14 protein-coding genes are annotated in these 12,475 nt (G+C 35.6%); 5 read left to right on the top strand and 9 right to left on the bottom strand.

Annotated elements, in window-relative coordinates:
* Positions 1 to 727 precede the first annotated feature (727 nt).
* The 5 genes from CC204_RS20570 to CC204_RS20550 all read left to right on the top strand — a co-directional run bounded on the left by CC204_RS20570 (position 728) and on the right by CC204_RS20550 (position 6,909).
* Positions 728 to 1,729: a replication initiation protein gene (locus CC204_RS20570; protein WP_157894349.1), complete on the top strand. Its 1,002-nt coding sequence runs from the start codon at positions 728 to 730 to the stop codon at positions 1,727 to 1,729.
* The gene (locus tag CC204_RS20565) at positions 1,722 to 2,183 is read left to right on the top strand and encodes a DUF536 domain-containing protein (protein ID WP_088271961.1); all 462 of its coding nucleotides are present in this window, start codon (positions 1,722 to 1,724) and stop codon (positions 2,181 to 2,183) included. Before CC204_RS20570 ends, CC204_RS20565 begins: the two co-directional genes overlap by 8 nt.
* A 548-nt stretch (positions 2,184 to 2,731) precedes the next feature.
* Positions 2,732 to 3,346 carry a recombinase family protein gene (locus CC204_RS20560; RefSeq protein WP_088271783.1) on the top strand — a complete coding sequence of 205 codons (615 nt, stop codon included), beginning with the start codon at positions 2,732 to 2,734 and terminating at the stop codon, positions 3,344 to 3,346.
* Positions 3,347 to 6,340 (top strand): Tn3 family transposase, encoded by a 2,994-nt coding sequence (locus CC204_RS20555; protein ID WP_227011273.1) that lies wholly within the window; start codon positions 3,347 to 3,349, stop codon positions 6,338 to 6,340.
* A 242-nt stretch (positions 6,341 to 6,582) separates the two neighbouring features.
* Positions 6,583 to 6,909, top strand: a complete 327-nt coding sequence (locus tag CC204_RS20550; protein ID WP_088271784.1) for a hypothetical protein — start codon at positions 6,583 to 6,585, stop codon at positions 6,907 to 6,909.
* 74 nt (positions 6,910 to 6,983) lie between these two features.
* Here the strand turns inward: CC204_RS20550 and CC204_RS20545 are convergent, their stop codons facing one another.
* The 9 genes from CC204_RS20545 to CC204_RS21925 all read right to left on the bottom strand — a co-directional run bounded on the left by CC204_RS20545 (position 6,984) and on the right by CC204_RS21925 (position 12,470).
* Complete coding sequence (locus tag CC204_RS20545; RefSeq protein ID WP_088271785.1) at positions 6,984 to 7,454, bottom strand: hypothetical protein; 471 nt, start codon at positions 7,452 to 7,454, stop codon at positions 6,984 to 6,986.
* A 270-nt stretch (positions 7,455 to 7,724) separates the two neighbouring features.
* Positions 7,725 to 7,961 carry a hypothetical protein gene (locus CC204_RS20540; RefSeq protein ID WP_088271960.1) on the bottom strand — a complete coding sequence of 79 codons (237 nt, stop codon included), beginning with the start codon at positions 7,959 to 7,961 and terminating at the stop codon, positions 7,725 to 7,727.
* Between the two features lie 694 nt (positions 7,962 to 8,655).
* A complete protein-coding gene (locus CC204_RS20535; protein WP_227011295.1) occupies positions 8,656 to 9,348 on the bottom strand; it encodes a DUF4942 domain-containing protein in 693 nt (230 codons plus the stop codon).
* 150 nt (positions 9,349 to 9,498) lie between these two features.
* Positions 9,499 to 10,179, bottom strand: a complete 681-nt coding sequence (locus tag CC204_RS20530) for a hypothetical protein (protein ID WP_088271958.1) — start codon at positions 10,177 to 10,179, stop codon at positions 9,499 to 9,501.
* A gap of 1 nt (position 10,180) precedes the next feature.
* Positions 10,181 to 10,642: a hypothetical protein gene (locus tag CC204_RS20525; RefSeq protein ID WP_088271789.1), complete on the bottom strand. Its 462-nt coding sequence runs from the start codon at positions 10,640 to 10,642 to the stop codon at positions 10,181 to 10,183.
* A gap of 612 nt (positions 10,643 to 11,254) precedes the next feature.
* Positions 11,255 to 11,470 (bottom strand): hypothetical protein, encoded by a 216-nt coding sequence (locus CC204_RS20520; RefSeq protein ID WP_088271957.1) that lies wholly within the window; start codon positions 11,468 to 11,470, stop codon positions 11,255 to 11,257.
* On the bottom strand, positions 11,455 to 11,694 hold the full coding sequence (locus CC204_RS20515; protein ID WP_088271956.1) for a hypothetical protein: 240 nt from the start codon (positions 11,692 to 11,694) through the stop codon (positions 11,455 to 11,457). The genes CC204_RS20520 and CC204_RS20515 overlap by 16 nt, the downstream gene beginning before the upstream one ends.
* Positions 11,695 to 11,708: 14 nt before the next feature.
* On the bottom strand, positions 11,709 to 12,080 hold the full coding sequence (locus tag CC204_RS20510; protein ID WP_088271955.1) for a hypothetical protein: 372 nt from the start codon (positions 12,078 to 12,080) through the stop codon (positions 11,709 to 11,711).
* A gap of 228 nt (positions 12,081 to 12,308) precedes the next feature.
* Positions 12,309 to 12,470 (bottom strand): hypothetical protein, encoded by a 162-nt coding sequence (locus CC204_RS21925; RefSeq protein WP_227011294.1) that lies wholly within the window; start codon positions 12,468 to 12,470, stop codon positions 12,309 to 12,311.
* Positions 12,471 to 12,475 lie beyond the last annotated feature (5 nt).

Here is a 12,475-nt window from a genome sequence, read left to right as displayed (position 1 = left end):
ACGATAATCTTTGTAAAATACACTTAAAATTCGATTTAAGAGGTTTTGTGAGCCAACCTAAGAGAAACCCGATTTGATAAGCAAAATCGCTTAAATCGAATTTCAAGGAGGTTTTAGCGCATTCTATAGCCATGCTCTTTATTCATTTCAGATATGGGCAATAAATGATCGTAAATAGTTAAGCTTTTAGGTTTCAAGGGTTGTTAGGGCTTGCCCTGACCGCCTGTAAGGCGCCGTAACAAGAAAAACGATCAGAACTAAGGCAGTAAGTTAAAACAACTTAAACTATCGTTCAGAGCCTTACCCTGAACTGTTTAAATTCTCTTTGATTTTAGCAAGGGAGCCCCTGGCGACCGCTGCAAGTAAAATGTGGGAGTGTTTTTCTCCCACTCCTTTTTGTTGATTATTTTTTATCCATCAAAATTCGCGAACCTGTTTGAAAAAAAAAGAGGGGAATTCGGGCGGGAGATTTTGTCCTTGAACTGTTTACTAAATGTTTAAAAGATGTTTAAATATATGTTTAGCGATCGCTTGAGGCTTACTCTCACAAGACTTAAAGCCTGTTATAAAGGTCATTTTGCGGTGTTATAAAGGTCATTTTGCGGTGTTATAAAGGTCATTTTGCGGTGTTACAAAGGTCATTTTGCGGTGTTATAAAGGTCATTCGATATATTGACTTTTAATATTGTTATGTAGTACTCTATTTCTTGAATTGGAGGGACTATTATTGAACGAGGTTACTAAATATCACAACGACTTAAATACCGTAGTTATGAGACGATGGAGTAAAGAGGAAATGAATTTTTTCTTTGCTATAATAGCCAAAGCTAGGGAGAACCAAACAAATATATTGAAGTTTGAGTCAGCAGAACTGAAAGAATTGACTCATTTTTCTGGTGACTATAACCAGCGTTGGAATGATATCATGGATCGAGTAACTGATAAGGTAGCGCAACTAATCTATAAAGAACGCACAACTAAAAAGAAAGTTGTCATGACATTATTTAAGAAGTTTGAAGTAGACTTTGAAAGTCAAAATGTAACAATATCTATTTCCGATGAATTTGAATATATATTGAATCAACTCAACGCTAATTTTACTAGTTTTGAATTGGAAGAATTCACTCAAATCCGCTCTACATATGCAAAAACTACTTATAGAATACTAAAGCAATGGCGAACTCAAGGTATTAAAGAATTTAAAAAAGAAGAGTTTCATGAACTATTAGACATTCCCAAGTCTTATGCACAATCCGATATTAATAAACGAGTGTTGAAACCTATTCAAGATGAACTGATAAATTATTTTAAAGGGTTGAAAGTCACTCTAAAAAAGGCAAAAACCAGAGGGAATCCTATTATAGGTTATTGTTTTACTTGGCAAGCCGAAAAAACAGGAGAATGGATAAACTTTGATGAAGCTAAAAAGAAAAAAATTCCTATCCGCTCTGAAATAGTTCCTGAAGATATTCTTGCAGCTGAAAAAGATGACCAAGAAAGAAAGAAAAAACTTCAAGAAGAGTTTTTCCAAAAAGCAATGAAGTTCCGTGATCGCTCTTTTGAAGTACAAGCAGAGTTGTTCTCTGAAGCTAGAGAAATTGATACTTACAGAATGCCTAATGCTACACAATTTTTAGATACCTTAGCTACCCTTATGAATTTTGATTTAGAAAAATATTGGGATCAAGTTCTTAGCGATTCCACGTCTGAAGGTGAGAATAATGGCTGATAAAACCATAAAAGAACTTGCTGATGAATTAGGAATAAGTAAATCATACGTTGATAAAATAATTCGCACACTAAAATTGAATACAAAACTTAATAAAGTAGGCAATAAGTATGTGATTTCCAAAAAGCAAGAAAACCTTATAAAATCAAAGCTTTCTACTGATAAAACAACAACTAAATCGCATACTAATTCAACAACCAATTCGCACACTGAAGTTGATTTTTTACGTGAACAATTACGAGTAAAAAATGAAGAAATGAATACAATGCAGAGGCTGCTCGATCAACAACAACAACTCACCCTTCAGTCGAACAAGAGAATTGAGCAGCTGGAAGCTCAATTACAAATTGGATCTGAAACTCCTGAAGAAAAACAATCTTCAGCTGAAGAACAACCAGTTCCTGATCCAGTGCCGGACAAAAAGTGGTGGCATTTTCTTCGGAGAGATTCGTGATTTTTGAGTTTGATTGATGGGAAGCCGTTGCATGCAAAATCCCACCTTTTCAAAAGGTGGGTATAAATGGGCACTATAAATTTTAGTGGTCATGTTATTAGAACGTATACAGCCTCTTTACGAATATTTTTTGTCATATTTAATAGAATTAACCCACTATTTGTGTTACGCTTGATTTGCAAACGAATAGTGAATTATCTTTTACAGCAAAAAAGATTTTTTTAAACAAATTAGAATGGAGGTGTATATCATGCTATTTTTTTGGTGGTGGAATTTTGGTGGTGGCCATTCCTCTGGGAATGGAGCTTCAGGACGTTGGTAAGAACGGGGTTCAGGTATCAGTGGAACGAAACTTTACGGTATAAAGTCGAATGTTTTGGTTCTTCTCTATAATAATGTTTGTTTTTCTAAATTTGGTCTGTCAAAAAGTATACTTTTTGATAAAGTCTTTTCTTATGCAAAACCATGTGTCAAAACCTATGTTTTTCACTTTTGATATGTGTCATAATTATTAATGACATTTTGATATATGAAAGGAGAAAATAAACATGCTTTTTGGCTATGCTAGAGTTTCCACTAAAGAACAAAATTTAGATCGACAAATACAGAAGTTTAATGATTTAGGTATTGAATCTCGTTATATATTTGTCGATAAACAATCAGGTGCTGAGTTTGATCGTCCACAGTATCAACTATTACTTCATATGCTTCGTTCTGGAGATATTGTTTACTTAGACTCTTTAGATCGTTTAGGGAGAAACTATTCTGGTGTAATTGAAGAATGGAAGTATATTACAAGAAAGATAAAAGCAGATATTATTGTTCTAGAAAATTCAGAATTATTTGATAGTAGAAAGTTTAAAACTATGGGGGACATTGGTCTTTTATTAGAAGATCAGTTTTTGAGCATGCTTTCTTATGTAGCAGATCAGGAACGAAAGAAGAGCAAACTGCGTCAAACTGAAGGGATTGAAATTGCAAAATCTGCTGGTACGGTCTTTGGTAGACCTAAATTGGCAATAACAGAAGAATTCAAAAGACAGTATTTTAGTTGGAAAAATGGGGAGCAAACAGCAACTGATACTATAAATAAACTAGAATTGTCCCCAAGCACATTTTATCGTCGAGTAAAAGAGTTCGAACAAGAAATGGCAGGTGACTAAATGCCTGTACAGATAATGAGTAAAGAACAAAAACAGTCTTTTGGATCTTATGCGGGCCTTCCTTCCGATGAACAATTAGTGAAATACTTTCATTTGGACGATTATGACAAATCAATTATTAAAACTTTGCGAAACGATAGTACTAAAATTGGTTTTGCAGTACAGTTAGGGACTGTACGATTTTTAGGAACATTTCTTTCTGATTTAACAAATGTTCCTAATGAAGTAATAGAGTACATGGCAGAGCAGTTGTCTATTGAAAGTCGTATGTTCTCTTACTATACAAGAATTCCTACAATCAAGCAGCATGCACTCATGATTCAGGAACTATACTCTTACAGGCAGTTCCATGACCAAGCCGTTTTAGATTATTTAGAGCAGTGGATATATGAAGGTGCTTGGTATTCTACAGAGCAAACAACTCTTCTTGCTGATCGTTTCTTGAATAAGTGTATAAACGAAAAAATAATTCTCCCAGGTCTTACTACATTCGAACGGTTTATATCGCGCATTATAGACGCTGTAACCAAAGATATAGAGCAAGCAATTGTAAATATTCCTAGTAAGAAGGAAATTGAACGAATCAATCAATTGACGCTGTTTTTTATGGAAGGAAAAACGTCTTTGTTTACAGTAAAGTTGGACGCTTTAAGAGAACCTCTAAAAGAACCGTCTTATTATGAGATTAAACGTGGATTTCAAAGAATAAAAGAATTTGCTTCTTTTTCAGTTGATTTTTGGGATTTCAGCCAGATTCCTAAAGGGAAGATAAAATTATATGCTGAGTATACAGCTAAAGCCAAATCGCAAAGTATTCAGCGTATGCCTGAAAGTAGACGTTTAGCTTACCTAGTTTCATTTATTGCAGAGTATCGATCAGTTGCTATGGACGAATTATTATTAGCATTAGAAAAGTATTTTACTAGTATTATCAACCTTGCAAAGAAAAAGGAACAGCAAGAACGACTCCGATCACTAAAAGATTTGGACAATGCAGCAGCCATGCTGTCTCATATTGTAGAGGATCTGATTGACGAACAAACTCCACCTGAGAAGCTGTTAGATTATGTTTTAGAGCTACGCGAGAAACAAGAGATAGTAGCAGCTGTGTCAAAAGTAAAACGTATTGTGAGTTCGGATAAAGAACCTGTGGCAATCAAAGAATTATTAAACTCATTTTCAAAATTTAAAAGGTTACTTCCGGATATTCTTGCTCATATTCCTTTTTTAGTTAGTGATAAAGATAGTCCAGTAGCTTATATTTGGTCTTTTTTAAGAGATAAAGGAGATCTATTTCTTCGATATCAAGATTTTGAAAAAATACAAGACTATCTGCCAACCAAGTGGCATAATTTTATCGATAAAAATCAAGCATATGCTAATAAAGGAATCATAATTGCTGCTATGGAACTTTTTATAAAAGGCATAAAGACACATACTGTTTATGTCCCTTATAGTCATAGATATAATGATCCATTGCAAAATCTAATACCTAAAAATGTATGGAATGAGCAAAGAAAATCCTTTGTAAATCAGTTAGGTCTTGCAGAGGACGGAGCTATTGCTGTAGAAGATTTTAAAATCAGTTTAGAAATGTCTTATAGAGAAACACTAAAAAACTGGAATAATAGCAACATGGCTAGGATAGAGGAAAAAAATGGACAAACAGAATTGATTATTAGTCCGCTAAAAAGACAAAGTTTATCTAAACCACGTCTTATTGAGGAAATTCATAGAAATCTTCCCATTGTTGACCTTCCTGAAATATTATTAGAGGTAAATCAGCGACTAAGGCTTACAGAGTGTTTTTCACATTTAAATGAAAATCGATCGCGTATGAAAGAGCTGGATATAAGTATCTTAGCAGTGTTATTAGCTGAAGCGTGCAATATAGGGCTGTCACCCGTTGCTAAGAAGAGTACAGAAAGTTTAAAAAATGACCGCTTATCCTACGTCAATCAAAACTATATACGATTAGATACTTTAACAGCAGCCAATAATAAGGTCGTAGACGCCTATCAGAAACTTGCTTTACCTTATATATGGGGAACAGGAGATATGGCTTCAGCGGACGGTATACGCTTTACTACACCAAAGAAATCTCTACATTCAGGACGGAACCCTAAATATTTTGGTCGAGGTAAAGGGATCACATACTATAACTTTCTATCTGATTCCTATGTTGGATTTCATGGTATGGTTATTTCTGGGACGATTAGAGATTCAGTCTATTTGCTTGAAGGACTGTTAAATCAAACAAGTACATTAACACCTAGTCAGATAATGACTGATACTGCTGGATACAGTGATCTTGTATTTGGATTATTTGGAATACTAGGTTTTCAATTTAGCCCCCGAATAGCTAAAGCAAACGAAACAAAAATATGGAGAATAGACAAAAATGCTAATTACAAAATTCTGAACGAACATTCAAAAAATACTATAAATACAACAATTATAGAGCAAGAGTGGGATGATATCTTACGAATTGCAGGTTCTCTAAAATCAGGAACCGTCCAAGCCAGCTATCTTATTCGTGCTCTCCAACATCAAGGAAATCCTACTCCATTGGGGCGTGCATTAATTGAAGTTGGAAAAATATTTAAAACAAAACATCAACTCAGATATCTATCTGATGAAGAATACGCACGAAATATTCTAGAACAACTGAATAAAGGAGAATCTCGCCATAGCTTGTATAGAAAAATATGCTATGGTAAAAATGGACGAATCTATCAAAGCTATTTTGATGGTATGGAAAACCAATTAAACGCTTTAGGACTTGTTGCAAATATAATTATTTATTGGAACACGCTTTATATGGAAAAAGCTATAGAACAACTTCAGGAAGCTAATTCAGAGAACCAAATACAAGAAGAAGTTCTTCAATTCTCTTCCCCTCTAGTATCAGAACACATTAATTTCATGGGGAAATATTCTTTCAAATATAATGAGCAATTAAACGAAGGAGAATTTCGTCCCTTAGGACAATAATCACACAGCTATTTATCTAAAAAAGATAGATAGCTCTTTTTATTGTTCGTGTTTTAACCCCTACCGTAAAATTTCGTTCCATTGTTCCGAGAGAAAACCTCTGTAAAATGAGTAAGTTCTCATAATTAAATTTAGAAACGTTGATTTTATAGGGTTTACAAATTCATGTAAGAAATCTTAGAGTAAAATTTCGTTCCATTGATACGTGAACCCCGATTCATTGGCAAAAAGTGACGTTAAAAATGCCAAAAAATATTGAGCAAATCATATTTTTTGGTCACTCATTAAGTGTTGCTGATTATTCCTATTTTCAATCAATCTTTGACTACTACAATATCTATGATAGTGATGTGGATCTTATTTTCTATTACGTAAATTATTCAAAGAATGCTTTTCCTCAGTGTTTAGAGGCGATTACGAAATTGATCAAAAGGTATGGAGAAACGCTAGATAATAAGGATCATGGAAAAAACTTGTTGCATAAGCTTAGTCTTGAATGCAGGCTAAAAGTAAAAGAGATCCAGATTGAGTATGACGAAGAAACCAATCTGATAAAGTCGATACAATGAAAAAAATCAAAAGAGTTAAAAGCACTTATGACATGTTTTTAACTCTTTTTTTCATTTTTATTATTAGTTGTTTGTTACATTCGGATAATGAGTCTAGTCATTTTATCTCTGTTGTTCTCAGCAAGTGACTGCTCAAACTTGTTGACCTGAATACTTTTTTTCTTCAGCAAGTTATCAGAGATCGACAACGGGAATGTTCCTTCTCTCTCCAGTAGAATATTTTCGATGGTATATACTTTCTTTTGGAAGAACGTCAGACGTTCCTGGTCTTTTGCTCTGAAGTATTTATCTTTTGCTTTTCTTGCTGCACGCAAAAGATAGTAAAGAGTGATCGTTTTCTCTTTAAGCAATGTCTCAGTTGGTCGCGACATAAGCTCAAAAATCATTGTTTCGAAGTCGTCGATAATTGGAATGCTATCGACCATTTGATGTGGGCGTTCCTGATTGAAACATACTTCTTCCGGAGAAAAAGTTATGCTGCAGTATGAGCAGGTCAAGTGTTGATCTAGATCCGTTCCGCAGTATTTGCATGTTGCATTTTCCATAATGTATTTCCTCCTTCAGAATAGTTGCTCTCATTCATTTTACACAATTAGCCCAATTAAATCAGCATTTTACTCAATCTCTCCAGCAAAAAAGAAAAATTAACGATAGAATGCCGGTAAAAACAATTACATTTGATTGATACGAGTGGGTTTGAGCTTGATAGGTTTGGATGCTCAATAGTATGATTCCTATTGAAAATAGGACCAGAATACCCTTTGCTGCGCGTACTAGATGGTGCATAAAAAGCAAGATGATCAGTTTTTTTCATGCTACTTGATCTCCTTTAATTTTATTCTGACTTCCTCTACAGCAATCGGGTCCAAGCTGAGAACATTTTTTAGTAAATCACGACCAGCAAATATAATGCTGCCGGTAAATGTTTCAATGCGATCTTCCCAGCGAATAGTGATGGTTTCTTTTGCTTGATCAGGAAGATACAATCCGTGAAAGACAGTGAGTGTTTTACTAAGATCCATTGAAAATAAATTTGTTTGTACCAGAAGCATACTAATGTCGGTCAAGGGGCTCAAAAGAGTAGTAATTCAGTTTGTACTTCACCATTTACTTTTTTTGCGACTATTAGTTTACCTGGTTCCATAAGAATTCCTCCTAAGTCATGCATGAGACCTTCCCTTCAGACATGTTTTATTTTTTGTTTGATTTGACCGGCAAATACCATAGGAGAAGCAATTTGCAAGGGCGTACAGCTGCACCAATTTATAATGGCTGCAGGTGTAGGTGTATCTTCCCTTGCAAATGTGAGCGGAGCCTATGGTATAGGCAACGAAGTTGCCGAAAAAGGTCGAACAAAAAATAAACACTGTCTGTGGTTTAAAAGGGCCCCCGATTGGCGCAGCCAAGTGGGGTGAGGGACGACGCAGGCGGCCCTCATAACTAAAGAGCGGTCAGCTGGTGTAACCAGATGATGAAAGAAGTCTAGATAGCGAAGCGTCAAAGGAAGAGAACGAAGGCGAAGCGAACCGAGAGAACGACTGAATCTAGAGTTGTTTCAAGCGCAGCATGAGCCCCAGGGCGAATGCATACCACGAAGTGGGCTCTTGTCGACTTGCGTAACGCACGGCGACTATGATAAGGGCGAGCTGCAAGCACGCTAAACTCGATCGTTGACGACCTGAAGGGAGTGATCGTGTTTTCTCCGTAAGGAGGGAGTCTCTTTGCATTTGCAAAGAGACTCTTGTTTTAATTCAGCAAGTTTTGAATATTTGGAAATTCATTTTTGGCAAAGCGTAATGCTTCGGGATCTTGCTTCATTTCCTCAGATGAAGGAACCCAACCAAATTTTTGCCCACATATTAGATTGAATTTATCAAGTGTTTCTAGGTCTTTAAACCAAATGTGAATAGTTCCTTTTTTGAACACTTTAAAACGAAGAAATTCGTTTTCTAAATCGCCGTAGTCATTCGCAGTAAAAGTTGTTGGAATATCTGGTTTGATCAGTTTAAACATGGTTATTAGATCGTTCATGTAGTCTTGCATTCCGTGTGTTATATGCTTAAAGTTTTCTTCTAAAGGATGACCATAGCCGAATGATACTGTTTCATAATAAGATGAAGCTTGGTAAGCAGGAATTATTATTTTTGAATTTACCTTGAAGGCGTCATTTGTCTTGAATCCATTGTAGTAGTGAATGTTTTTGCTGTATTCATTTTGGTGATTGCCGGTCATTTTTTTGAACCATTCTACACAACTATCAAGAATTACCTCATATCCATTTGACATTAAAGCAGTGAGCAATAAAAGAACATTTTCTTCCGTGATTTCAAGTTTAGTGGCGGAATCAATTTTATCAGTGATCAAACTTGATCCATGCCGTGTTAATTTTTTGCGGAACTCGTCAGTTTTTAGGATTTTCTCCCAATACTGACTGCGAATGCTTTTTATTTCTGATTAAGAGTTAGGTCATTTCGTCTATAACTAAACGATCCAAATTTATGCTTTTGTTTCATAATCGACTCAAACATATTGAGTGAATTGTCAAACAGATATTTTTTCTTAAGTAAAGAAATATGTTCATTGTAAGAACTAATAAGAAAGCGGATATCTTTTAAAACGCTCTTCAAGATCACGATCAGAAACAATGGTGCTTAGACCTCTTTCTAGTGCTGTCTGAGCAGGTTCAAAGCCTTTAGTAGCTAAAAGTCTGTCATAAATCTTGTGGACATTATCTGTCGCTTTAGTGACTGATACGCGAACTAGGGCGACCTCTTCTTTTGATTCAGGCTTAACATTTTTATGAAAGGTTATTTCTGTTTCGTTGTTTTCAAGTGCTGCTTGTAATGCTGTGCTTGGATTTTGAATGATGTCAGCGCGTATGAGCGCTGAAATGTAGCAACTTTTGTCTACTTGCTTTTGAGCGAGTTCGAATGCTTTTAACAAGTAGTCTTCACTTTTTTCTACGGGTGGATCTAAAAGAATAATGTCAAATTCAATATGTGTGGCAAACGTTAAGAAATCAGTACCGACTACTTCGAATCCTTGATTTTCAAGGTTGTTTGATTTCTCAAAGTCTTTTTCTAATAGGGCATATTCTTCCTTCACTCCATATCGAAATTTCATGGAACTAAGAGCAAGTTCACCTAAATCGGCGTCGGGTATCAAAACTTTGTTGCTACCAGAGTTTAAGTGTTTTAGATCATTGCAAAGTAAATCAAATACAGGGTTTGGGTCTTTGTACCGTTCTCTTTTTAGTCTATCTTTTAGCATGTTATCTCTCCTCATAAAATCTGTTATATAGTCCACCAGTGAGATGTCCGACTTGGATCTGACCGAACTTAACATTTTCCGGTGACGAAAAGTTGATAGTTGCTACAAAAGGAAGCGAAGCATAAATATCGTCTTGTTGGGTTTCCCAATCTTCCTTGTTTTCGCGAACATAGAATAGATTATAAATAGTTCCAGTATCTGTGAGAGTTTTGATTGTATGGTACACAAGACATTTATATTCTTTTTCAAAATCTTCTATCATTTTTGGGGTGTCTTCTTCTAATTCATATTTTTTTACAAATGGACAGGGATTAAGAATTCCTACGCTTGCAAGTTCAGAGCAAAATACAGTTCGATGTAAAAGAAAATCAGAAATCAATTCTTTTTGTATGTCTAGAATAGTCATTCGGTTAATTGCTTCAATTTCTAACTCAGATTCGTTTAAAATTTCTAAGTAATCCATAAAATTCCTCCTATGCGCCTGAGAGGTGTTACTTCAGACATGTTTTATTTTTTGTTTGATTTGACCGGCAAATACCATAGGAGAAGCGATTTGCAAGGGCGTACACAGCCGCACCAATTTTAATTGGCTGCAGGTGTAGATGCATTTTCCCTTGCAAATGTGAGCGGAGCCTATGGTATAGGCAACGAAGTTGCCGAAAAGGTCGAACAAAAAATAAACACTGTCTGTGGTTTGAAAGGGCCCCCGATTGGCGCAGCCAAGTGGGGTGAGGGACGCTGCAGGCGGCCCTCATAACTAAAGAGCGGTCAGCTGGTGTAACCAGGTGATGAAAGAAGTCTAGATAGCGAAGCGTCAAAGGAAGAGAACGAAGGCGAAGCGAACCGAGAGAACGACTGAATCTAGAGTTGTTTCAAGCGCAGCATGAGCCCCAGGGCGAATGCATACCACGGAGTGGGCTCTTGTCGACTTGCGGAACGCACGGCGACTATAATAAGGGCGAGCTGCAAGCACGCCTAAACTCGATCGTTAACGACTTGAAGGGAGTGATCGTGTTTTATCATTAAGAAGAATTCAGAGCCTCTTTAATCATTACAAAGGCTCTGATAAATGATATTAACCTACTCTGATTAATCCGCCACCGCTAGATTGAATTCCAATTGACCCAAATTCGGAATAGTCCGGATAAGTTGTATTTACACAATAGACACATGGGGTTTTATAGGAAAGGTCTTCCTGTTCCATTTCCCACTGATCGGTATTATTAGAAACATACAAAAGGTCGTTTACTAAACCAAATTCGGTGTTAGTTTCGATCACATGATAGACCATAGAATCGTATTCTTTTTCGAAGTCAGAAATAATTTCTTTTGTTCTTTGGTTAACTCATAGATAGTACCGATAACGCTGGAACCAATCCCTAATATTGAAAGGTTTGTCGGTTCAGATTTGCAGACCGTTCCTGATTGAATAAATTTGTTTATAGCTTCCTCATACAAATCTAATTGGCGCATTCTTTTAATTGCTTCATTTTTGATTTGTTCATTAGTGTTCATTTTGAATTTCTCCTTTAATGATAATCTTTGATGATTTCCACAGTGTAGTAAACTTTCTTTTCTTTTTCTAAAGTGTTAATGAGTTCCCAAGTCAATTCAGAGTTGTAATTTTCTTGTGGTATGTCAGTTTCTGAATAGAGTTTGAAGTCGTCACGTTCAACAAATAGTAAGCAAAGAGAATCTGTATTCGTTTGGTCAATATATTTGATATAGGGAAAACAAAGGGGTGCTTTAATAAAATTTGAAACAAAATTATTACAGAGATATTCAATTATTTCATGATAGTCATTCAAATTCGCTTCTGTGGGAGAGAACTCGTCTGATTCAATGAGTTCGAAATCATAAGAATCTTCATTATCATACGGCTCTTTTTTTCCAAAGTTCATTTCAAAGTATTCAGCAGTTTCACTTTCTTTGTATTTGTAAGCAAAAACTTGAAGTTCATGTTTATCTGTATGAACGCTAGCAATATCTTCACCAATAAAAAATGATTGGGGGTTCCATTAGTCTCCATTCCTTTTTTTATAGTGAAGTCTTCAAATGTAAATGTTTTTTCCATGATATTCTCCTATTCATATTTTTATTTGGGGAAGGAATCACTTGTGAGAGGCGCTTCAACAGCGCCTTTCACGAATAATGAAATCAAGTACGTTTATGTCTACACAACCGCATATTTCTTTTAGGCTTTGGGCAAAAGCAATGTCAATAGGAGTTAGTTGCTTAATTGGTTCTGAACGATATTGAACAACTAGTAACTGCTCTGCCTGATGTCGCAAGGCAA

Source organism: Enterococcus wangshanyuanii (genome assembly GCF_002197645.1).
In the GTDB taxonomy this organism is placed as follows: Bacteria; Bacillota; Bacilli; order Lactobacillales; family Enterococcaceae; genus Enterococcus_L; species Enterococcus_L wangshanyuanii.
This window is presented reverse-complemented; position numbering and strand designations above follow the sequence as displayed.